This is a genomic window from Bradyrhizobium sp. WSM1417, from assembly GCF_000515415.1.
In the GTDB taxonomy this organism is placed as follows: domain Bacteria; phylum Pseudomonadota; class Alphaproteobacteria; order Rhizobiales; family Xanthobacteraceae; genus Bradyrhizobium.
Window position 1 is genome coordinate 4,387,867 of sequence record NZ_KI911783.1, and the last position, 22,171, is coordinate 4,410,037.

23 protein-coding genes are annotated in these 22,171 nt (G+C 64.3%); 15 read left to right on the forward strand and 8 right to left on the reverse strand.

Annotation, left to right across the window (positions count from 1 at the left end):
- Positions 1–85 precede the first annotated feature (85 nt).
- From BRA1417_RS0120980 to BRA1417_RS0120990, 3 genes are all read left to right on the forward strand, one after another.
- Entirely contained in the window at positions 86–958 is an 873-nt protein-coding gene (locus BRA1417_RS0120980; protein WP_027517504.1) for a L,D-transpeptidase, read from the forward strand.
- 612 nt (positions 959–1,570) lie between these two features.
- Positions 1,571–1,939, forward strand: a complete 369-nt coding sequence (locus tag BRA1417_RS0120985) for a GFA family protein (RefSeq protein WP_027517505.1) — start codon at positions 1,571–1,573, stop codon at positions 1,937–1,939.
- 98 nt (positions 1,940–2,037) lie between these two features.
- Complete coding sequence (locus BRA1417_RS0120990) at positions 2,038–2,853, forward strand: DUF4886 domain-containing protein (protein ID WP_027517506.1); 816 nt, start codon at positions 2,038–2,040, stop codon at positions 2,851–2,853.
- A gap of 1 nt (position 2,854) precedes the next feature.
- On the opposite strand, the gene BRA1417_RS0120995 is transcribed toward BRA1417_RS0120990, so the two are convergent.
- The gene (locus BRA1417_RS0120995) at positions 2,855–3,625 is read right to left on the reverse strand and encodes an exodeoxyribonuclease III (protein ID WP_027517507.1); all 771 of its coding nucleotides are present in this window, start codon (positions 3,623–3,625) and stop codon (positions 2,855–2,857) included.
- 40 nt (positions 3,626–3,665) lie between these two features.
- Here BRA1417_RS0120995 and BRA1417_RS0121000 point away from each other — a divergent pair, with 40 nt between their 5' ends.
- Positions 3,666–3,884, forward strand: a complete 219-nt coding sequence (locus tag BRA1417_RS0121000) for a hypothetical protein (RefSeq protein ID WP_027517508.1) — start codon at positions 3,666–3,668, stop codon at positions 3,882–3,884.
- Positions 3,885–3,896: 12 nt separating this feature from the next.
- Here BRA1417_RS0121000 and alr read toward each other — a convergent pair whose 3' ends face one another.
- The 3 genes from alr to BRA1417_RS0121020 form a co-directional block, all read right to left on the reverse strand.
- Positions 3,897–5,177: an alanine racemase gene (alr, locus tag BRA1417_RS0121005; RefSeq protein WP_027517509.1), complete on the reverse strand. Its 1,281-nt coding sequence runs from the start codon at positions 5,175–5,177 to the stop codon at positions 3,897–3,899.
- 51 nt (positions 5,178–5,228) lie between these two features.
- Positions 5,229–6,737 carry a replicative DNA helicase gene (locus BRA1417_RS0121010; RefSeq protein WP_027517510.1) on the reverse strand — a complete coding sequence of 503 codons (1,509 nt, stop codon included), beginning with the start codon at positions 6,735–6,737 and terminating at the stop codon, positions 5,229–5,231.
- Positions 6,738–7,495: 758 nt separating this feature from the next.
- A complete protein-coding gene (locus BRA1417_RS0121020; RefSeq protein ID WP_027517511.1) occupies positions 7,496–8,746 on the reverse strand; it encodes a cyclopropane-fatty-acyl-phospholipid synthase family protein in 1,251 nt (416 codons plus the stop codon).
- Positions 8,747–9,020: 274 nt separating this feature from the next.
- Here BRA1417_RS0121020 and BRA1417_RS0121025 point away from each other — a divergent pair, with 274 nt between their 5' ends.
- The 3 genes from BRA1417_RS0121025 (at position 9,021) to BRA1417_RS0121035 (ending at position 11,197) form a co-directional block, all read left to right on the forward strand.
- Positions 9,021–10,019 (forward strand): hypothetical protein, encoded by a 999-nt coding sequence (locus BRA1417_RS0121025; protein ID WP_027517512.1) that lies wholly within the window; start codon positions 9,021–9,023, stop codon positions 10,017–10,019.
- A gap of 102 nt (positions 10,020–10,121) precedes the next feature.
- On the forward strand, positions 10,122–10,718 hold the full coding sequence (locus BRA1417_RS0121030; RefSeq protein WP_027517513.1) for a TetR/AcrR family transcriptional regulator: 597 nt from the start codon (positions 10,122–10,124) through the stop codon (positions 10,716–10,718).
- Positions 10,719–10,729: 11 nt separating this feature from the next.
- Positions 10,730–11,197 (forward strand): PaaI family thioesterase, encoded by a 468-nt coding sequence (locus BRA1417_RS0121035; protein ID WP_027517514.1) that lies wholly within the window; start codon positions 10,730–10,732, stop codon positions 11,195–11,197.
- A gap of 38 nt (positions 11,198–11,235) precedes the next feature.
- Here the strand turns inward: BRA1417_RS0121035 and rplI are convergent, their stop codons facing one another.
- From rplI to rpsF, 4 genes are all read right to left on the reverse strand, one after another.
- Positions 11,236–11,841: a 50S ribosomal protein L9 gene (gene rplI / locus BRA1417_RS0121040; protein WP_007609316.1), complete on the reverse strand. Its 606-nt coding sequence runs from the start codon at positions 11,839–11,841 to the stop codon at positions 11,236–11,238.
- Positions 11,842–11,904: 63 nt separating this feature from the next.
- On the reverse strand, positions 11,905–12,882 hold the full coding sequence (locus BRA1417_RS0121045) for a hypothetical protein (RefSeq protein WP_027517515.1): 978 nt from the start codon (positions 12,880–12,882) through the stop codon (positions 11,905–11,907).
- Between the two features lie 129 nt (positions 12,883–13,011).
- Positions 13,012–13,251, reverse strand: a complete 240-nt coding sequence (gene rpsR / locus BRA1417_RS0121050; RefSeq protein ID WP_007592020.1) for a 30S ribosomal protein S18 — start codon at positions 13,249–13,251, stop codon at positions 13,012–13,014.
- Positions 13,252–13,256: 5 nt separating this feature from the next.
- A complete protein-coding gene (gene rpsF / locus BRA1417_RS0121055) occupies positions 13,257–13,775 on the reverse strand; it encodes a 30S ribosomal protein S6 (RefSeq protein WP_027517516.1) in 519 nt (172 codons plus the stop codon).
- A gap of 358 nt (positions 13,776–14,133) precedes the next feature.
- Here rpsF and BRA1417_RS0121060 point away from each other — a divergent pair, with 358 nt between their 5' ends.
- From BRA1417_RS0121060 to BRA1417_RS0121095, 8 genes are all read left to right on the forward strand, one after another.
- Complete coding sequence (locus BRA1417_RS0121060; RefSeq protein ID WP_027517517.1) at positions 14,134–14,838, forward strand: TetR/AcrR family transcriptional regulator C-terminal domain-containing protein; 705 nt, start codon at positions 14,134–14,136, stop codon at positions 14,836–14,838.
- Between the two features lie 3 nt (positions 14,839–14,841).
- Positions 14,842–15,867 carry a fatty acid desaturase family protein gene (locus BRA1417_RS0121065; RefSeq protein ID WP_027517518.1) on the forward strand — a complete coding sequence of 342 codons (1,026 nt, stop codon included), beginning with the start codon at positions 14,842–14,844 and terminating at the stop codon, positions 15,865–15,867.
- Positions 15,868–16,040: 173 nt separating this feature from the next.
- On the forward strand, positions 16,041–17,000 hold the full coding sequence (fabD, locus tag BRA1417_RS0121070) for an ACP S-malonyltransferase (RefSeq protein ID WP_027517519.1): 960 nt from the start codon (positions 16,041–16,043) through the stop codon (positions 16,998–17,000).
- Positions 17,001–17,102: 102 nt separating this feature from the next.
- Positions 17,103–17,840: a 3-oxoacyl-[acyl-carrier-protein] reductase gene (gene fabG / locus BRA1417_RS0121075; RefSeq protein ID WP_007592006.1), complete on the forward strand. Its 738-nt coding sequence runs from the start codon at positions 17,103–17,105 to the stop codon at positions 17,838–17,840.
- A gap of 308 nt (positions 17,841–18,148) precedes the next feature.
- Complete coding sequence (locus tag BRA1417_RS0121080; protein WP_006020277.1) at positions 18,149–18,388, forward strand: acyl carrier protein; 240 nt, start codon at positions 18,149–18,151, stop codon at positions 18,386–18,388.
- Positions 18,389–18,496: 108 nt separating this feature from the next.
- Positions 18,497–19,762: a beta-ketoacyl-ACP synthase II gene (gene fabF, locus BRA1417_RS0121085; RefSeq protein WP_027517520.1), complete on the forward strand. Its 1,266-nt coding sequence runs from the start codon at positions 18,497–18,499 to the stop codon at positions 19,760–19,762.
- Between the two features lie 125 nt (positions 19,763–19,887).
- Entirely contained in the window at positions 19,888–21,162 is a 1,275-nt protein-coding gene (gene mltG / locus BRA1417_RS0121090; protein ID WP_027517521.1) for an endolytic transglycosylase MltG, read from the forward strand.
- 118 nt (positions 21,163–21,280) lie between these two features.
- Positions 21,281–22,168: a YicC/YloC family endoribonuclease gene (locus BRA1417_RS0121095; RefSeq protein ID WP_027517522.1), complete on the forward strand. Its 888-nt coding sequence runs from the start codon at positions 21,281–21,283 to the stop codon at positions 22,166–22,168.
- Positions 22,169–22,171: the final 3 nt, after the last annotated feature.

Below are 22,171 nucleotides of genomic sequence, written 5' to 3' on the forward strand. Positions count from 1 at the left end.
CGGTTCCAGTCTGAGCGAAATCGCTTCGAAGTTTCTTAAATCTTACTGGGTACCTCTCGTGAGCATAGTGATCTGGGGGAAGAGTATGGGTAAGCGGTCCAAGCGCGGAAAGGCGGAGACGTTCGCAATTCCGATGGCCGCGCGAGTTGCAATTGGCGCCGTGGCCGTCGCCGCGTTGGGGTACGGTTTGCTGTCCCGACCGACGAACCTGCAACCGGCCCGAAAGCCGACCGCGCACGAAGCCCAAGCGTCGTCCACTCCGGTTTACGTCTCAACGGCTGTTCATGCATCAGCTCCGGCTCCGACGCCGGCTTCGGCTCCGCTTCCGGCCCCGGCGCCTCTGGTCGAACCGCCCAAAGCGGCCGACGTTCCCGGAGCACTCGTGCGGCAGGTGGTCGACTACGCCAGCCGCCAGACGCCGGGCACCGTGATCATCGATACCAAGAACACATTCCTCTATCTCGTTCTGAATGACGCGCAGGCACTGCGCTACGGCATCGGCGTTGGCCGCGAAGGTTTCACATGGTCCGGTGAGCAGACTGTGGCTCGCAAGGCAGAATGGCCGGATTGGCATCCGCCTGCGGAGATGGTCTCGCGTCAGCCCTATCTGCCGCGGTTCATGGCAGGTGGCCCGGGCAACCCGCTTGGCGCTCGGGCGATGTATCTGGGCGACACCGAATATCGAATTCACGGCACCAACAAGCCCGATACGATCGGGAAGCGGGTCTCGTCCGGCTGTATCCGGCTGACCAATGAGGACGTCGTTGACCTCTATGATCGCGTGAAAGTCGGCGCGAAAGTGATCGTGCTTCCGACAACCGTTGCCCGCCGCCCACCCCAGGGAGCGCCGGCCGACGCCGCTTTCCGATTACCGGACCCGGCATCGCCTTCGAACCGGCCCGCGGCAACTCACGCGCAGATGCCGTCATCTGGACCGAGGATCGCCGAGGCCCAGTAACTCAGTCCTCCGTCGCCATCCTGCGACGGAGAACGAGGAGGCAATGCAAGTCGCCTACGAGGTCATCCGGTAGGCATAAGCATTACGGCTTGTAGGGCGGAGGACAGACCACCTCTCCCGAAGGACTTCTCCGGCACGGCTCAGTCACCCTGATTGCGGTATGAGTATAAGCGTAGCTCAAAGCTGCGCCGATTAGAGCCGCACCAAAGATTGCAATTCGCCATCGCAATTTCATGCCTACGACTCTCCTGAAGAGGCGCGTCGGTGCGCTGTCCCTTCATATCAAGCGGCCCGAGCTGTCTCCGGTCGGCCCTTCGTATCGCATGACGCGCTGCAGCGATGAAGCCCACGCTCAATCCTGTCGATGACCGCTTCTAAAGACATCCCGCCAGTGTTCGCCCAACGCGTCAAACCTGTGTTTCGGAGCATGCGTAACCCATTGATTTGCCAGCGGTCGGCTACTGTGCATGGGGTTGTTTTTCATGTTTTTGGTGGGGTGGCGCGGCAAGTCGGGGCTCGCAGCACTCGAGCAAACCCGGCTGCGCGCTGCTGACAGCATGTTGGCAGCAGGGTCCGGCTACGACCATCTCCTGACAAAACGGAGAGCGGGTCATGCGGGTCGAGGGAAGCTGTCATTGCGGTGAGACGGTGTTCGAGGTGACGGAGGCGCCCTCGAGCGTGACCCGTTGCACCTGCTCGCTCTGCGCCAAGCGCGGCGCGTTGTGGGCCTATTACACGCCGGCGCAATTTCGGCTGCTGTCGCCCGCGGAGAACGTCGCGACCTATCTCTGGGGCAGCCGCACCGTCAAACACCATTTCTGCGCAAGCTGCGGCTGCGGTACCTATTCGGAGTCGCCGGACTGGTCCACCGGCAAACCCGATTTCGACAATCCGAGGGTCGCCGTCAACGCGCGCCTGTTCGACGAATTCGATCTGGAGGCCGTGCCGGTGACTATGATCGACGGCAAGAATCTGTGGTGAGCATGCGCTCTCACGCATGTCTGCTGCTCGTCCGCGCTCTTGAGGCACTGTTGAAAAGCTGATCTGTTTCCGGCCCGACAGAAAAAGGGAGGAAGCCGATGATGCGTCTTTTCGCGCGAGTGATGCTCGCGATGTGTCTGGCCGTTGTAGCCAGCGTCAATGCGCAGGCGCAGACCAGGCCCAAGGTCACGACGTCAGGACCGGATTTTCCCAAGGCCGCGCTGTTCGTCGGCAACAGCTTCTTCTACTACAACAACGGCATGCCCGGGCATCTCTCCTTCATGGAGCGGGCTGCCTATCCCGAAGACAAGGCAGCCTATCGCAACACCATGGCAACGATCGGCGGCTCCGGCCTCGATTGGCACGACATGGACAATCTGCTGCGGCCGGGCGGCCTCGGCGGCTATTCGTTCGACGAGCAGAACAACGTCGTCTTCAACAAGCCGGGCAGGCAGTACGACGCCGTCGTGATGATGGATTGCAGCCAGTGCCCCATCCATCCGCAATTGCAGGACGCGTTCGCGACCTTCGCGAAGAAGGACAGCGAGATCGTCCGCTCCCACGGCATGCGCCCGGTCGTGTTCATGTCCTGGGCCTATGCCGACAAGCCTGAGATGACGGAAGCGCTGGCCGAGGCCTACACGATCGCAGGCAACGCCAATGATGCACTGGTCATTCCCGCAGGCCTTGCCTTCGCACGCGTGCGCAAGCTGCAGCCCGAGCTCAATCTGTATGCGCCGGACAAGCGGCACCCGAGCCCCGCAGGCACGTATCTGGCGACCTGCGTGACCTTCGCCGCGCTGACGGGCCGCTCGCCGGTCGGCAATTCCTACACGATGGGACTGGACGCACCGACGGTGGAGCTGCTGCAAAAAGCAGCGTGGGACACGGTGCAGGACTATTACGGGCGCTGACCTAGCGCAGCACCACCCACGCCGGTGCGTGATCGCTCGCGCCTTCCTCGCCGCGAACCTTCTTGTCCACGCCGGCTTTTGCCAGGCGTGAGGCGAGGGCAGGGCTGAGCAGGAGATGATCGAGCCGCAGGCCCGCATCGCGCGGCCAGCGGTTTCGCTTGTAATCCCAGAAGGTGTAGATGCGTTTCTCCGGGTGCAGTTCGCGGATCGCGTCACACCAGCCTTGCGCCACCAGCGAGGCAAAAGCTGCACGGCTCTTCGGCTGGATCAAGGCATCCTTGTCCCACGAGCGCGTCGGATAGATGTCGATCTCATCAGGCGCAACGTTGTAGTCGCCGGCGAGCACCACGGGCAGGTCCTGCTTGATCAACGTTCTGGCATGGCGCTTGAGCCGCGCGAACCAGTCGAGCTTGTAGTCGAATTTCGGTCCCGGTTGCGGATTGCCGTTCGGCAGGTAGATGCTGGTGACGATGACACCGCGTACCGCGGCCTCGATGTAGCGGGCTTCGTGATCGGCAGGCTTTCCCGGCAAGCGATCGCGGGTGAGAATGGGCTCGGCATTGCGGGCCAGGATGGCGACGCCGTTCCAGGTCTTCTGTCCACACCACACTGCGCCGTAACCGGCCTTTTCGATCGCGGCCGCCGGAAATTCGCCATCACTTGCCTTCAACTCCTGAAGTGCGACGACGTCGGGCTTCGCCGTTCGCATCCATGCCAACAGATTGGGCAGGCGCCGATTGATGTTGTTGATGTTGAATGTCGCGATCTTCATGTAGAGCTACCGGCTCCTGCCTTCCGTTACCGGAGAAACAATGTCCAAGTTGAGCTTTGCCGTTATCGCCGTCGCCGTTGCGTTCTCCGGGGGCGTCTCGGCACAATCATCCGATCCACGCGGCGCGTGCAAGGCGGACTATGACAAATTCTGCGCCGGCATTGCGCCGGGTGGCGGCATCGTCGCCTGCCTCAACGCCAAGCGCGACAAGCTCAGCGCAACTTGCAAGACGGCGCTGGACAGCAGGAAAAAGAAGTAAGCGGCGCGCTGCTCAGCCCGGCAGCGGCGGCGGGCTCGCGGGCTGCTCGATCGGCGGCGGAGCGGGCGGTTGCTGCTCGACCGCCTGTGCGGGCGCCGGCTTGGCCAGCGGCTCCACCACATTCCCGCCCTTGTAGATGCGGGCGTAGCGGCGGCCGAGGCTGGTCAGCACCTCGTAGCCGATCGTTCCGAAATGATGCGCGAGCTCGTCGACGGTGATGCCCTCGCCGAGCAGCGTCACCATGTGGCCGCGCCGCGCCGCGTTCGGCGGCAGATCGGTGATGTCGATCGCGATCAGATCCATCGAGACGCGGCCGGCGACCGGACAGCGCTTGCCGGCGACGATGACCTCGGCGCCGCGGGTGCCATCGTTGGAGCTTGCGGCGCGGAAATAGCCGTCGGCATAGCCGACCGCGATGATCGCCAGTTTCGTCGGCCGCCGTGCGGTCCAGGTGCCGCCATAGCCGACGCTCTCGCCGCGCTCGATATTGCGGATCTGCACGATGCGGGCCTTGAGATCGACCACCGGCTGCATCGGATTGTCGGCCTCCGGCGTCGGGTTGACGCCGTAGAGCGCGGCGCCCGGCCGCACCATGTCGAACTGGAAGGGCGCGCCGAGAAAGACGCCTGACGAATTGGCGAGCGCCGCCGGCACGCCGGAGAATTCGCTGGCGATGCCGCGGAAGGCCGCGAGTTGCTTGGCGTTCACCGGGTTGTTGAGCTGTTCGGCCGAAACCAGATGGCTCATCACCAGCGTGATGCCGTGATCGCCGGCGTTGATGCGGGGGATGATGGCCTGTGCTTCCGCAAGCGTCAGGCCGAGCCGATTCATGCCGGTGTCGATGTGGATGGCGGCGCCACCGGTCCAGCCGGTGCGGCGGCAGAACACGTCCCACTCGGCAAGCTCGTTGAGATCGCCGATCACGGGGCGGCAGTTGATCTGGGCGTAGTGCTCGCCCGTGTTCTGGAAATAGCCGCCGAGCACGTAGATCGCAGGCTCCGGCACCGCCGCGCGCACCTTGCGCGCTTCCTCGATGGTAGCGACGAAGAAGGTTTTGCAGCCGGCCTTGTTCAGGGCACGCGCGACTTGCTCGGCGCCGCAGCCATAGGCGTCTGCCTTGATCACTGCCGAACATTCGGCCGGCACCGCCGTCTTCTCGAGCTTGCGCCAATTGGCGATGATGGCGTCGAGGTCGACGGTGAGCACGCCGCCGAAGGTCGCGAGCGCGGCAGCCTGATTGGCCTCCGCGGAGAGAAGGCCGGATTGCGGGATCATTTTCGGGTCGGACGCCATTGTCATGGCGCCGTTTTACGCAAGAGGCCGGTCAGGTTCAACCCAGGGAACTCAGTAGTCGCCGCCGCCGCGGTCCGGCACCTGGCTGTCCGGCGCGAGGTCGCCGAACCGTGTGATCGACGCTTCGAAGGCCACGTCGACGGTGCCGGTCGGGCCGTGGCGCTGCTTGCCGATGATGACTTCGGCCTTGCCATGCGCAAGATCCATGTCCAGGCGCCATTTTTCGTGCTCGGGTGTACCCGGGCGCGGCTCCTTGTTTCCGAGGTAATATTCCTCGCGGTAGACGAACAGCACGACGTCGGCGTCCTGCTCGATCGAGCCCGATTCGCGCAAATCCGAGAGCTGCGGCCGCTTGTCGTCACGGGATTCGACCTGGCGCGAGAGCTGCGAGAGCGCAATCACGGGCACGCTCAGTTCCTTGGCGAGCGCTTTCAGGCTGGTCGTGATCTCGGTGATTTCCTGCACGCGGTTTTCGCTGCGCTTGCCCGAACCCGACAAGAGCTGGATGTAATCGATGACGATGAGGTCGAGGCCCTTCTGCCGCTTCAGCCGGCGGGCGCGCGCCATCAGCTGCGCAATCGAGAGACCGCCCGTTTCGTCGACATAGAAGGGCAGCGACTGCAGCTCGATCGAGACCTCGCGGATCTTCTCGAAATCGGCCTCGGAGATGCCGCCGCGGCGGATCGACGAGGAGGGGATGCCGGTGCGCTCGGCCACGATACGTGTGGCGAGCTGGTCGGCCGACATTTCGCAGGAGAAGAAGCCGATGACGCCGCCATGGGCGGCCCTCATGGTGCCGTCGGCCTGGAGCTCTGGAACGTAGGCCCGGGCGACGTTGTAGGCGATGTTGGTTGCAAGCGAGGTCTTGCCCATGCCGGGGCGGCCGGCGACGATGATGAGGTCGGAGTGCTGCAATCCGCCCATCTTGGTGTCGAGGTCGCGCAGGCCGGTCGAGATGCCCGACAGCTTTCCGTCGCGCTGGAACGCTTTCGCGGCCAGATCGACCGCAAGCGTCAGCGCCTGCGAGAATTTCTGGAAGCCGCCGTCATAGCGACCGGATTCGGCGAGTTCGTAGAGGCGGCGTTCGGCGTCCTCGATCTGCGCCCGTGGCGCGAAGTCAACAGGGGCGTCATAGGCGACATTGACCATGTCCTCGCCGATGCCGATCAGGTCGCGTCGCAATGCCAGATCGTAGATGGTGCGCCCATAATCCTGGGCATTGATGATGGTGGTCGCTTCGGCGGCGAGGCGCGCCAGATATTGCCCGATGGTCATGCCGCCGATGTCGGTGTCGGCGGGCAGGAATGTCTTCAGCGTGACGGGCGTCGCGATCTTGCCCATCCGGATCAGGCTCGAGGCGGTCTCGAAGATGGTCTGGTGCAGCGGCTCGAAATAATGCTTCGGCTCCAGGAAGTCGGAAACGCGGTAAAACGCGTCATTGTTGACCAGGATCGCGCCCAGAAGGCTCTGTTCCGCTTCAATATTATGCGGCGCGCTTCGATAGGCGGGGGTTCCGGCTTCGGGCGCGAGTTTGAGAACGTTCGAATCAGTCAGGGCCATGGTCGAGCGATAGCAATTTTCTGGGGCGGATGCGGGGCCGGGATAAAGCGCCGCCTCAGACCAAAGCGGAAGCGAAAGCTGGCCGCTATCAACCGATCATTAAAATGGTGGATGATTGGCCGCCGCAGCACGCGCCCCGCTTGACGGATTTTCGTAGAACCAGGTCGCCGCCTAAAGCGGCCGCTACCGTGCCGCGGAAAACGCCGGATGAAGTGAACCTGATGGGTCGGCGGGTCGACATATCGAGACGCGCGCGAATGATGCACGCTGGGCGCGCTTTCGGCTCGGTTCAGACCAGCAGGAGGTAAACCAGTGCAACCAGGGCCGCCCCGACGCCGGTAGCGATCAGGGCGTAATCGGTGCGGAGGTCGTCCTGCACGTCGAATGAGGTTTTGGTCTCGTTGCTCATGGCGACGGTCTAAGCCAGGGCCGACGAGACTTATGTGAAGCAGATCACATCTCCCCGGATTCTTTCGGGGGTACAGCCGGAACAGGTTAGCGGGGCGGGGGGTTGTCTCCCGATCTGCCACCAGGGAACGAGGCAAGCGATGCGGCCAGAACGGCAGCCCCGGAATTGGCGAAGCGAAGCAGGCGGCCGACTTTGGCTGTCGGGGCTGATCGCGGCCATGGAGCACGCTGAGCGGCCGGAAGTGCGTCGGGAACCGGTCGCCCCCGAAATCCTGAAGGCACTGCGGATGCAATTGGCCTTAACGGCCTCTTACCCGTCCGCTCCGGTTTCGACCCTGCGCCACTAGGACTTATTCACCAGCCAGCTTCAGTCTCGGCGTGGCGCCGGCTTCGACAGCCCGCAGGCGGGCTTCTTCACGCGCGATGTAATTGCGCGTCATCGGCACTACGCCTTGACGCCGGGTGAGTTGGATCTGGAAGTTCATCATATCCTGCTTGCGGAACGTCATCTCGCTGGCTGCCAGATAAAATTCCCACATCAGCGCGAAGCGCTCGTCATACAGCTGCACGGCTTCTTCGCGTCGCGCCATGAAGCGCTCGCGCCATGCCTTCAGCGTTTCGGCGTAGTGCAGGCGCAGTATCTCGATGTCGCAGACCAGCAGGCCGGCGCGCTCGATGGCCGGCAGCACCTCCGAGAGGGCAGGGATGTAGCCGCCGGGAAATATGTATTTGGCGATCCAGGGATTGGTGGAGTCCGGGCCCTGCGAACGGCCGATCGAGTGCAGCAACATGACGCCGTCCTTGTCCAGAAGCTCGGCGCAGCGCTGGAAGTAGGTGTCGTAGAAGCGCGCGCCGACATGCTCCAACATGCCGACTGAGACGATGCGGTCGAACGGGCCGGCGATGTCGCGATAGTCCTGAAGCAGGAATTTGGCCGATCTGGTCAGGCCCTTTTCGGCTGCGCGCGTATTGGCGATCTGCAACTGCTCGGTCGACAACGTGACGCCGGTGACGTCAGCACCTGCGATCTCGGCGAGATAGAGCCCAAGTCCGCCCCAGCCCGAGCCGATGTCGAGCACGCGCTGGCCGCTTTTGACGAGCAGCTTTGCGGCGATATGCCGTTTCTTGGCGAGCTGCGCATCGTCGAGCGTGCTCTCCGGCGTCTCGAAATAGGCGCAGCTGTATTGCTTGTCGGCGTCGAGGAAGAGCGAATAGAGCCTTGCATCGAGATCGTAATGGTGTGCGACGTTGCTGCGGGAGCGCGGGCGTGGATTGAACTGCTTCAGGTGCCGCACCAGATAGCGCAGGTGCCACCAGGGTTTCGCCCAGTGCGGCAATAGGTCGGGTTGATCGAGCAGGATCGCGAGGGCATCAGCTATGGTGCCGTGCTCGACGACGAACTCGCCGTCCATATAGGCCTCGCCAAGCCCGAGTTCGGGATTGACGAGGATCTTCCGCTCTGCGTCCGCGGTGACGAAGCGGACTGCGACCGGTTCGCCCGAGCCGTCGCCGACGGTGAACTTCGAGCCCTTCGCCGTGGTCACCGTCATCGACCCGCGGCGGATGAATTGAGACAGGAATTGACGCAACAATCGGTCCATCGGCACCCATCCTCTCGAGCGAACCCGAAGAGATGCGACTAACCCGGCATTCACACCCTACGCCCGGGCATCCCAGCGGTTCCTATGCGCTTGCATCTAGGGAGGTGCCTTGGCCCCGCTATTGCGCTGTGTTCAAAGCGGATATTCCAAAACCGCTTAATCACATCCTTGCGCGCGGAGGCTGCTTCCATTCGCGGCTCAATCGGATAAAAGGTGACCCGCCGCGGTGCCGCCTGCCGGCTGCACCTCTCGGAATTCAATGGAGATGATGGGAATGTCGAGCCGAGCGCTCAGCCTCGCGATGATCTTGCTTCTGATCGGCTTCGGCGCGACCGATACCGTTCTCGCGCAGGCGACGAACCTCGAGGCCGGCAAGGCCCCATCCCAGCTTTTCGCGCAGACCTGCAATGCATGTCACAAGAGCCCGCGCGGACTGTTGAAGACGGTGGCGCCGGGCTCGCTGCCGGGCTTCCTGCGTCAGCATTACACGACCAGCCCCGACATGGCCGGCGTGCTCGCCTCCTACCTCGTCTCCAACGGAGCCACCGACACCCGCTACCAAGCCAAGGACGGCAAGGACAAGAAGGACGGCGCCAAGGACAAGGACAAGGAAGCCAATACCAACCCCGCGCAGTCCCCTGAACGTCAGGGCCGCCGCCAACGTTCCCAAGAGCCCGCCAAGCCGGAAGGCGAAGCTGCCGCTCCCGCCGCCGAGGGCGCGCGTCAGAAGCGCGCCGCGCGGCCGGCCGAAGACGGAACGAAGGAAGGCGCGAAGCCCGAGGCTCAGACCGTACCCGAAGGCCGCAAGGGCAAGCGCGGGAAGCGCGGCAAGCCGGAGGGCGAAGAAGCGCCGAAGGTCGACGCCGCGACGCCGGCGGCAGACGACAAGAAGAGCGAGCCGAAGGTCGAGCCCAAGCCCGAGACCAAGCCCGAGACCGCGAAAGTGGACTCCGGCGAGCCCAAATCTGAAGGCGGCAAGCCGTCCGAGAAGCCCGCCGAGGCCAAGCCGGAAAGCGCCAAGGTCGAGCCGCGCGGCAGCGAGACTCCGGCGTCGCGGCCCGATCCGGTGCCGCAGGTGACGCCGGCGGCACCGTCGGCCGCGAAGCCTGCCGAGCCAGCGGCGCCAAAGGCGGCGGAAGAGGCTGCTCCCAAGCCCGCAGCGAGGTCCGAGCCGCCAGCGAAGTTGCAGGAGCCCGCACGGCCAGCGACTGCTGCGGCCCCACCGGCGCCTGCCGAATCGTCGGGTCCGCCGGCGCCGCCGATTTCGCGATAAGCGACCACATTTACGGGCATGCCAAGGCCGCGCTCTGGCGCGGTCTTCGTCCTCTTGACCGCAACTAGAGTGTTACTCTAGAGTGCCTCTCTAGGGGCGTTGATGACGGCTGGTGTGCGCGAGGATTTGTTGGCGGCGGGGCTTTTCGTCTTCGACCGCGTCGGCTTCGAAGCGGCCACGGTGGCAGCGATCCGCGCCCGCGCGCGCGCCTCCAATGGCAGCTTCTTCCACGTGTTCGGCTCGAAGAAGGAGCTGGCGGGTGCGCTGTTTCTGGAGGTGCTGCGGCACTATCACGCCGCGATGCTGGCAGCACTCGATCCTCTCCCCGATGCGGAGCAGGGCATCGACCGGCTGATCCGGGCCCATCTCGATTGGGTCGTCACCAGCCGGCGCGAGGCGCGCTATCTCTTCGAGATCTCGCGCAGTGAATGGGGCGAGAACGTTCGCGATGCCCAGCGCGCGCAGAATGCGCGCCTTGCCGAAGGCATCGAGCGTTGGCGCGCGCCGCTGGTCACGCGCGGCGAGCTCTTGCCGATGACGCCGGTGATGTTCGTCAGCCAGCTCATCGGTCCGGCGCAGATTTTTTGCCGCGCATTCCTGTCGGGACGCGACCGCGCCGATCCACGCGCCGAAACCGACACGTTGATCGCCTGCGCCCGCCGCGCGCTACGGCCGCTCGATCGTATCAACGGGCAATAAGGAGACACATCATGCGACCCGAAGCAGATCCCGAATTCGGACCGATCGCCGAGCGCATCCACGCCAATGTCGGCCGGCAGGGCTTTATGAATCTGGTCGGCGCCGAGCTGTCCGAATTGTCGCGCGGCACCTGCACGATCGCGGTGGAACGCCGGCCGGAGCTGTTGCAACAGCACGGCTTCTTCCACGGTGGCGTCACCGCCTTCCTGGTCGACAACGCCACGACGATCGCAGCCGCGACCTCGCGCGGCCAGCCGGCGCTGACGGCCGAATACAAGCTCAATCTGTTGTCGCCGGCGGCCGGCGAGAAGCTGATCTGCCGGGCGAGGGTGATCAAGCCGGGGCGTCAGGTCTCCGTGGTCGCAGCCGACGTTTTCTGCGTCACCGACGGCGTCGAGAAGCATACGGCAACGGCGCTCGCGTCGATCGCGATGCTGGGCGAGGACGTTGCCGCCAAAACGAAAAACCCGGCCGCCTGAGGCGACCGGGCTTCGAAAGCCTTGCGCGAATGCGAGGCTTACTTCTCGGTCTCTTCCGCAGCCGGCGCCGGCTCGGCGTCATCCTGCAGGGCTTCCGGGTCGAAGAACTCGCCGGCGGCGGCGATCGCTTCGGCAGCAGCATCCCGATCTTCGTTCCGGCTCGAGATGTCCTCGCCGCGGTTGATGCGCTCGGCCTCGTCCTGGCTGCGCGCCACGGTGACACTGATCTCGACCTCGACCTCGGGGTGGATGGCGACCGTGATGGTGTGCTTGCCGATGGTCTTGATCGGCGCGTCGAGCTGAACCTGCGGGCGCGACAGCGAAACACCGTCGGCTTCGAACGCCACGACGATGTCGCGCACGTTGACCGAGCCGAACAGTTGGCCGGCTTCCGAAGCCTGACGGATCACGATGATGTTCTTGCCCTGGATCTTCTCGGCGACCTTTGACGCCTCGCCCTTGGACTCAAGGTTGCGAGCCTCGAGCTCGGCCTTCATGCCGTCGTACTTGGCACGGTTGTCGGCGGTGGCGCGCAGCGCCTTGCCTCGCTTGAGCAGGAAATTGCGGGCATAACCGTCGCGAACCTTCACGACTTCGCCCATGTGACCGAGCTTGTTGACGCGTTCCAGCAAAATGACTTCCATATTCGTTCTCCTTTGATGTGTTGAGTGAGGTGGAATTTCGAACTTGAACTTTCGGATTTGAACTCAAGAGGTCGGCAGTGGCGGTGGCTGGCGCGTACGAAGGAAGCGTTCGCGGAGGCCGAACACGGCATCGGCAAGGCCGAGGATCACCATCGCGATGACAGGCCATCCGAACACGACCACGACGGCGTAGGTCGAGCCGAGCCAGAAGGTGCGGCTCTTTAGCGCCAGCGTCAGCGTATGCAGCACGGCAAAGCCGGTCAGCGCGTATCCCATCATCAACGCAGCCGTCGCGATTTGCGCCACGATCGCAAGCAGTCCGCCGGTGAAGCAGAAGGCGAGCGCGATGCAGAGCGCCACGAGCGTCATCGGCGGCAGCTCCGCCGTCATCAGGTCCGGCCAGGGGCGCCGCAGGCGGCCCGACGTCGCCGTCACCTTGGTGCTGAGCCAGAGGTTGAGGGTCAGCGTCATCATCGCGACGATGGTGGCACCGGCCGGCAAGATCCGCACCAGTGCGCCGACGAATTGGTCGGTCTCGCCGGAGCTCTGCGGGTCGGCGGCGCGGAGGAGGCGCATCAAGCCACGGCGCAGCGTGCCGGTGATGGTCTCGGCGTCGGTGCCGATCGTGAGCAGGGCGGCGATCGTGGTCAGCGTGGCGAAGCCCGCGATCCACAGCAGGATGCGGCCGATCGGATACCATTCGAGCGCAGGCTCAGTGGGCGGCTCGGCGGCGGCCTGCGGCGCGGCGGGTCCGACCTGCCGGCTGAGCAGGACGAGATGGCCGAGCCACCAGGCCGGCAATGCGACGGTGACGGCGAAGGCAATGCAGTAGGGCAGGCCGAACAGCGCGCCGAGGCCAACCGCGGCGGCGATGCCGCCGAGGCTTGCGCAAAGCGGTCCCCAGCCGATCGAAGCGACCATCAGCGGCAGCGGTGCGAGATAGAACAGGACGAGCGAGATCAGCGCGCCCGAAGCGATCGAGGCGAACATCAGGGCCGACGCAGCGCCGGCGATCAGGGCTATCAGTCCAAAGGCCATCATCAGCTGTCCCGCTCCCTTCGAGCGGTTAGAGGCATCTCGCCCCAACCATCGGCGACCGGACGACCCGGAAGCCTTATGAGAAACTAGGTGATACGGCCGGCGGCGATGTCGCCGCCGGCCGAATTCGTCTTAGCGAATGACGTAAGGCAGCAGGCCCAGGAACCGCGCGCGCTTGATGGCGCGGGCAAGCTCACGCTGCTTCTTCGCGGACACCGCGGTGATGCGGCTCGGCACGATCTTGCCGCGCTCGGAGACGTAACGCATCAGCAGCTTGGAGTCCTTGTAGTCGATCTTCGGAGCATTCGCGCCCGTGAACGGGCAGCTCTTGCGACGACGGAAAAACGGGCGGCGTGCACCAGCTTCAGCCATTGTTCTTACTCCCCATCCGTCGTGGTGGTGGTGGTGGTGGTTTCAACGTCTTCGCGCGGACGGCGCGGACCGCGGTCACCGCGGAAGCCGCCACCTTCACGATCGCCACCACGGAAACCACCCTCGCGGTCGCCACGGAAGCCACCGCCTTCGCGATCGCCACGGAATCCGCCGCCACGGTCGTCACGCTCGCGGTCACGGTCGGCCTTGCGCATCATCGCGGACGGGCCTTCCTCGAGCTCCTCGACGCGGACGCTGAGATAGCGGATCACGTCCTCGCTGATGCGCTCCTGGCGCTCGATCTCGGCGATCGCCGCGGACGGCGCGTCGATGTTGAGCAGCACGAAATGCGCCTTGCGGTTCTTGTTCATGCGGTAGGTGAGGGAGCGTACGCCCCAATTCTCGGTCTTGGTGACCTTGCCGCCGAGACCCTCGACGATGCCGGTCATCTGCGCAGTCAGCTCTTCGACCTGCTGCGTGCTCGCGTCTTGGCGCGCGAGAAAAACATGCTCATAGAGAGCCATGGAAGTCCTTTCCTCATGTTGGCGCATCGCCCGGCGTCAAGCCCTTAAGAGGCCTTCGGAAAGGACTCTGGGATTAAGCTCAGAAGGCGGAAACACGGGACGACGGGCCGACTGGCCCTGCCACACCAAAATCACGAATGATTTGCTGAGACCGTCCGTTCAGCTCCCGGCCGGGGTCTGCGGATGGGCGCGTTATACGGATTTCGGCTGACTTGGCAAGGTTTCTGGCAAGATTGCAGGCGGAGTTTTGGCGCGGATGGTCCCGATGCGGGCGGCTGTGATCCACCGCGGACCACCATACCGGCTTGATTTGTTTGTTTGTATATCATACAAACAAATCTGACTGGAGCGAAACCCAATGGCAGAAAAGTCGGCCCAGGAGCCGCTCGAGGCGGCAGGCGATCCCAAACACGCCGCCCGTGCCACGCGGTCGGCGGGCCGCAAAATGCGCTCGCTGCTACTGGATGCCGCGAGCCCGCTGTTTCGGGAGCGGGGGCTGTCGGGCACGGCGATCACCGACATCGCAGCCGCTGCGAACGCATTTCCGAGCCAGATCACCTATTACTTCCGCACCAAGGAGGCGCTGTTCGTCGAATGCGCCTGCCGCGAGCTGCTGTACCTGGCGCGAGCGACCGAGCAGGCGGCGCTGAAGGCGCGCACGCCACAGGATTATACCCATGCGCTGGCCGAGACCGTTACGGCGAGCGATTCGGTGGCCTTCTTCGCCGAGGCGCTGACGCTGACGCGGCGGCGCCAGGATCTCGCGCCGCTGGTCGAGCGCACCATCGAGCGCCTGCACAGTGAAGGTGCGCGGGCCTATGCGAGCCAAGTCGCGCGGCACGGCTGGCGCTCCCTGCGCGCACCGGATGAGAGTTCGCGGCGGTTCTGGGCCGTCGCCATCGGAATCATCCTCGAGGGCTACGCGATGGGCCGTTCGCCAGAGGCGCTATGCGCCGAGATGCTGCGCGTGTTGGGCGAGCAGGCGAAATCCAATGATGACACTGCGCGCCTGCGCCTCGTCGACGCGCGCGACGCATCGAGCAATTCGAATGAGGAGAGTTAGGCCATGACTGCGCTTCGCATGCGTGCCCGCGATTTCCTGACCGACGACCAACTTGCCGACGTGCGCCAGCGCGTGACCTGGAAAGGCGTCGCGCTGATCGCGCACGCCTGGGCGCTCATCATCGCGGCAATCGCCCTCGTCGCGTGGTGGCCCAATCCGATCACCTATATCTTCGCCGTCGCCATCATCGGCTCGCGCCAGCTCGGGCTCGCGATCCTCATGCATGACGGCGCGCATGGCTGCCTGTCCGCCGACGAGAAAACCAATCTGACTTTGAGCCAATGGTTCTGCGCCTATCCTCTGTTTGCGGAAACGCGCAGCTACCGGCGCTATCACCTTCAGCATCATGCGCGCACGCAGCAGGAGGATGATCCCGATCTCGTGCTGTCGGCGCCGTTTCCCATCACGAAGCTGAGCTATCGCCGCAAGTTCATTCGCGACCTCACCGGGCAGACCGGCTACCAGCAGCGCAAGGCGCAGTTGCTCAATGCGCTGGGGCCGAAGGACTGGCCGTTGCGACAGCGCGCAGCGCATTTTTGGGAGAAGCTTGGCCCGCAATGTCTGGTCAATGGCGCGATGTTCGCAGCGCTCACGGCGGCCGGCGTGTGGTGGGCCTATCCGCTGCTATGGCTGGTGCCGCTCCTGACCTGGATGATGGTGATCACTCGCATCCGCAACATTGCCGAGCACGCGGTCGTGCCTGACAGCAGCGATCCCTTGCGCAATACCCGCACCACTTACGCCAATTTCCTCGAGCGTCTGTTCATCGCGCCGTACTACGTGAACTACCACCTCGAACATCATCTCTTGTTCTACGTGCCCTGCTACAATCTTCCGAAGGTACATCGCCTGCTGAGCGAGAGCCGGCATGCGGGCCGTATGGAGGTGCAACCGAGTTACGCGGCCGTGCTGCGGCTTGCGACCGCGAAGCCGAACCGCGATGACCGCCCGGGGCAATTGGTCAACAGCGCGCGCCGCGCGCAGGCGGGGTCCGAGGTCGACGCCAACCAGACGGCCGGCGGATTTTAGGGGGCCGTCTCTTCAGTTGAAGGCTGATCGAAGTTCCTATCTTGGCTTGACATTCCGGCCCCGGACAGTGTCTACGGCCCCCTTTGGAGCATGATCCGGAACCATGGCCTAAGGCCGTGCGTAGTCGGCTGCCGGTTCTCGCAGGGATCACGCCCGACAAGCAGGGAGCGCCGATGACGGCAGCATTCACATTTCCGGGGCAGGGTTCCCAGGCGGTCGGGATGGGCAAGGCCCTGGCGGATGCCTTTCCGGTGGCGCGCGCCGTGTTCGACGAGGTCGATGCCGCGTTGGGGGAGAAGCTGACGGCGACCATCTGGGATGGTCCGGCCGAAACCCTCCAGCTCACTCAAAACGCCCAGCCGGCCTTGATGGCGGTGTCTGTCGCCACCCTGCGCGTGCTGGAGGCCGAAGCCGGGTTTTCCGTGGGGCGGGATGCTGCCTTCGTCGCCGGCCACTCGCTGGGTGAATATTCGGCGCTGGCCGCGGCCGGCAGCCTGACGATTTCCGACACCGCGCGGCTGCTTCGCATCCGCGGTCTCGCAATGCAAAAAGCCGTGCCGGTCGGCGTCGGTGCGATGGCCGCTCTGCTCGGCCTCGACTACGAGGCGGCCGTGGCGGTGGCGGACGAGGCCGCGCAGGGGCAGGTCTGCCAGGCCGCCAATGACAATGGCGGCGGGCAAGTGGTCGTCTCCGGCGACAAGGCCGCGGTCGATCGCGCCGTCGAGATCGCCAAAACCAAGGGCGCCAAGCGCGCAATGCTGCTGCCGGTGTCCGCACCGTTCCATTGCAAGCTGATGCAGCCGGCTGCCGACGCGATGGCGGAGGCGCTGGCCAAGGTCACGATCAAGGCGCCGGCAGCTCCGCTGGTGTCGAACGTGTTGGCGAGCGCGATCACCGATCCCGACGAGATCCGCCGCCGCCTGGTCGAGCAGGTCACGGGCACTGTGCGCTGGCGCGAGTCGGTGGCCTATATGGCGGGGCAGGGCGTCACCCGTTTCTTCGAGATCGGTGCCGGCAAGGTGCTGACCGGTCTCGTCAAGCGTATTGCGGACGGTGCCGTCGGCGTTGCGGTCGGTGGTCCCAACGACATTGCTGCCGCCAAGGATGCGTTGGCCGCTGCGAAGCAGGCCTGAGGCGCGATGATTCGTCGTCGCGCTTGAGTTCTTTAGTTGACGCACGATCCTTTCGGAAAACCGCTGCGTCCTTTTCCGGATCGTGCCTTGGAGGAGTTATCGATGTTCGATTTGACTGGCAAAAAGGCGCTCGTCACCGGCGCAACCGGCGGCATCGGCGGCGCGATCGCGCAGGCGCTGCACGCGCAGGGCGCCACCGTTGCGATATCAGGGACGCGCAAGGAAGTGCTGGATGAGCTTGCCGGCAAGCTCGGCGAGCGCACCCATGTGCTGCCCTGCAATCTCTCCAAGGCCGACGAGGTCGAGGCGCTGGTGCCCGCTGCGGAGGCTGCGATGGGACAGGTCGACATCCTCGTCGCCAATGCCGGCATCACGCGCGACAATCTCTTCGTGCAGCTCCGTGACGAGGACTGGGAGGAGGTCATCAACATCAATTTGACTTCGACCTTCCGGCTTGCCCGCGCCGCCACCAAATTGATGATGCGCAAGCGCTTCGGCCGCATCATCGCTATCACCTCGGTGGTCGGCGTCACCGGCAACCCGGGGCAGGGCAATTATACCGCGTCGAAGGCGGGCCTGATCGGCATGATCAAGACGTTGGGTGCCGAATACGCCAAGCGCGGCGTCACCGCGAATTGCATCGCTCCCGGCTTCATCAAGACGCCGATGACCGATGCGCTCAACGACAAGCAGCGCGAAACGATTCTGACCAAGGTTCCGGCCAATCGCCTGGGCACGCCCGAGGACATCGCGGCGGCCGCCGTCTACCTGAGTTCGAACGAAGCGGCCTATGTCACCGGCCAAACCATCCACGTCAACGGCGGCATGGCCATGATCTGACGCCTCATGCCGCACCGCCCCCTTGGGCAGCCGAATGCGGCAAACGGCCGTTTCCGGAGCGAAATGAGGCTTGTAGTCAACGCAATTGAAGTATGATAACCGGACCTTCAACGGATGGGCAAAGAACGCCATTGCAGGTTTTTGAAACCCTGTATATTGGCGATGCGGAGCCTTGGCCGTCATTCGCCGGGCCTGCATCGGTTAGGATGGGGCCAAATCAAAGTTCGTAAGCGAAGGCAGTCAACGACCACGACGGCTCGTATCGTCCCGGGGGGTCGGGTCTACAGGGAACAACACGAGGTTATGCAATGAGTGAGATTGGCGAGCGGGTTAAGAAGATCGTGGTCGAACACCTTGGTGTTGAACCCGAGAAGGTTGTCGATGCTGCGAGCTTCATCGACGACCTCGGCGCCGACAGTCTGGACACCGTCGAGCTGGTGATGGCGTTCGAAGAGGAATTCGGTTGCGAGATTCCGGACGATGCCGCGGAGACGATTCTCACCGTCGGCGACGCCACCAAGTTTCTCGAGAAGAACGCGAAGAGCTAAGGCTCTTCATTTTCGCGGGGACAACATTGAAACCGGACGGACCGCCCAACAGCGGTCAGCCGGTTTCTTGTTATTGGCCGTGAATCTTTCGATGCGGAGTTTTCGGATATGAGACGGGTTGTCGTCACGGGTCTTGGCATGGTTTCGCCACTCGGCTGCGGTGTCGAGCCGACCTGGAAACGCATCCTCGACGGCGAAAGCGGCGCACGCAAAATCGAGAGCTTCGATGTCTCCGATCTTCAGACCAAGATCGGCTGCACGGTCGTGCGCGGCGACGGTACCAACGACACCTTCAATCCCGATATCTGGATGGAGCCGAAGGACCAGCGCAAGGTCGACGACTTCATCATCTTCGGCATGGCCGCAGCCGGCCAGGCGCTCGACGATGCCAACTGGCATCCCGAGACCGAAGAGGACAAATGCGCCACCGGCACCATGATCGGATCCGGCATCGGCGGCCTCAACGGCATCGCCGAAACCGCGGTCCTGTTGAAGGAACGCGGGCCGCGCCGGGTCTCGCCGTTCTTCATTCCGGGCCGCCTGATCAATCTCGCCTCCGGCTATGTCTCGATCAAGCATGGGCTGAAGGGGCCGAACCATTCGGTGGTCACGGCCTGCTCGACCGGCGCTCACGCGGTCGGTGATGCCGCCCGTCTGATCGCGCTCGGCGATGCCGACGTCATGGTTGCGGGCGGCGCGGAATCGCCGATCGGCCGCATCGGCATCGCCGGCTTCAACGCCGCGCGTGCGCTCTCGACAGCCTTCAACGAAACGCCTGAGAAGGCCTCGCGCCCCTACGACAAGGACCGCGACGGCTTCGTGATGGGCGAGGGCGCCGGCGTTCTGGTCCTGGAAGAGCTCGAACACGCCAAACGCCGCGGCGCGAAGATCTATGCCGAAGTGATCGGCTACGGTCTCTCGGGCGATGCCTACCACATCACCTCGCCGTCACCCGACGGCGACGGCGGCTTCCGCAGCATGGCGGCTGCGCTCAAGCGAGCCGGCCTTACCGCGTCCGATCTCGACTACATCAACGCGCACGGCACCTCGACACCGCTCGGTGACGAGATCGAGCTCGGTGCGGTCGAACGTCTGCTCGGCAATGCCGCTTCCAAGGTCGCGATGTCCTCGACCAAGTCGTCGACCGGTCATCTCCTGGGTGCGGCCGGTGCGATCGAGGCGATCTTCGCCATTCTCGCGATTCGCGATAATGTCGTGCCGCCGACCATCAACCTGGACAATCCGTCGGTAGAGACTGCGATCGATCTCGTGCCGCACAAGGCGAAGAAGCGCGAGGTCAACGTCGCGTTGTCGAATTCTTTCGGTTTTGGCGGTACCAACGCGTCGGTGATCTTCCGGCGTCCGGTCCAATAGTTTGTGTTTGCGACGAATCCACCGTTTTGCCGTATTCGGCGATAGTCATACAAGTGGGCGCGTGTACTTGGCCAGACAAGCGATTGTCGGGTCGCATTTGAACCGGCAGGATTCAGGTTGCTTCCATGAGTGAAAGGCCGCCCATTTCGCCCCGGAGTCCGCGGGCAGCGCTCGAGCCCGAACAGGTCCCGCCGCCGCCGAAGCGATCGGACCGCGCGCGCAATCCCTTCGTGATCGTCGGCAACGCCATCATCACCCTGCTGCTGATTGCGATGATCGGTGCGGGCGGCGTGTACTATTACGGCCGACAGGTGCTCGAGGCGCCGGGACCGCTGAAGGAAGACAAGATCGTCAACATCCCGCAGCGCGCCGGCAAGCGCGACATCGCCGAGACGCTGAACCGGGAAGGCGTGACCGACGTCAATCCGTGGGCGTTCATTGCCAGCGTCGCTGCGTTGAAGGCGAGTTCGGACCTCAAGCCCGGTGAATACTCGTTCCAGAAAAACGCATCCTTACGCGACGTCATTGCCACCATCGTCGAGGGCAAGGTGGTGCAGCATGCCGTGACGATTCCAGAAGGGCTGACCTCCGAGCAGATCGTGGCGCGCCTGTCCGACAACGACATCTTCACCGGCAGCGTGCGTGAGCTGCCGCGCGAAGGCACGCTGCTGCCCGAGACCTACAAGTTCCCGCGCGGCACCCCGCGCGATCAGGTGATCCAGCGCATGCAGCAGGCGCACAAGCGCGTGCTGACCGAGATCTGGGAGCGCCGCAATCAGGACATTCCGGTCAAGAGTCCAGAGCAATTGGTGACGCTGGCCTCGATCGTCGAGAAAGAGACCGGCAAGCCGGACGAGCGCAGCCGCGTCGCCGCGGTGTTCGTCAATCGCCTGAAGCAGAGGATCAAGCTGCAGTCCGATCCCACGATCATCTATGGCCTGGTCGGCGGCAAGGGCACGCTCGGCCGACCGATCAAGCGCAGCGAGATCACGCAGCCCTCGCCCTATAACACCTATGTCATCGAGGGTCTGCCGCCGGGCCCGATCTCAAACCCCGGCCGCGCCTCGCTCGAGGCTGCCGCCAACCCGGCCCGCACCCGCGACCTCTATTTCGTCGCCGACGGCACCGGCGGGCATTCCTTCACCGAGACCTACGACGCGCACCAGAAGAACGTCGCCAAGTTGCGCGCGATGGAAAAGCAGATCCAGAACGACACGGTCGAGCCGGCCGAGGACGCGCAGGCGCCGGCCGCCGCCGCGCCCGGTGCCGCCGATACGCCGACGGCGACGACGCCGGCGCGCCCCAACCAGCAGAAAAAGCCGCCGGCCGCTCGCCCCGCGGGTCCGCCGCCGGCTCGGCAAGGCGCGGTGCAGGCCTCGCCCCCGGTGGTGCAGCGCTAGGCCTGCGCGCAGACCTGCCCCGCGGGACTTTGCGGATTACACTTTCCTGCAAAATAGTCTTAAGATTCACGTGGCTTGATGGCCGCGCGAATCCCGTGCTTCTGGAGAAATTGACCTGATGGCGTTGTCGTCCATGACCGGCTTTGCCCGAAGCCACGGCGCGAGCGGGCCGTATACGTTCGAATGGGAATTGAAGTCGGTCAACGCCAAGGGCTTTGATCTCAGGGTACGGCTGCCGCAGGGGTTCGACGAGCTCGAGGCTCATGCCAAAAAGCGCGCCGCCGAGCTGCTCTCGCGAGGCACCGTCTACGCCAATCTGACCGTCAAGCGCGCCAATGCGGCCACCAGCGTCCGCGTCAATGAAGACGTGCTCAACGCCGTCCTCAAGGCCGCCGCCGTGATCGCCGGCAAGGTCGATGCGGTCGCGCCGAGCGTCGACGGGCTTTTGGCCATCAAGGGTGTCATTGAGGTCGCCGAGCCCGAAGGCGACGAGGAAGAGGACAAGGCCGCGCGCGCCGCCGCCGCGGACGCCTTCGACAAGGCGCTCGCCGAACTCGTCGAGATGCGCAAGCGTGAGGGGAGTTCGCTCGGGCAGATCCTGATCCAGCGCGTCGACGAAGTCGAGCAGCTGGCGAAGAAGGCCGAGGCCGCGCCTGGCCGCAAGCCCGAGGCAATCAAGGCCAGGCTCGCCGAGCAGATCGCGAGCCTGCTCGACACTTCCGACCGTTTCGATTCCGACCGCCTGATGCAGGAAGCGATCCTGATCGCGACCAGGGCCGACATCCGCGAGGAGCTCGACCGCATCGCCTCACACATCGCGCAGGCGCGCGAGCTGATCGGCAAGGGCGGCCCGGTCGGACGCAAGCTCGACTTCCTGGCGCAGGAATTTCACCGCGAGGTCAACACCTGTTGCTCGAAGTCGAACGACATCGAGCTGACCAATACGGGGCTCGCCATGAAGAACGTGGTCGAGCAGTTCCGCGAGCAGGTCCAGAATCTGGAGTGATCG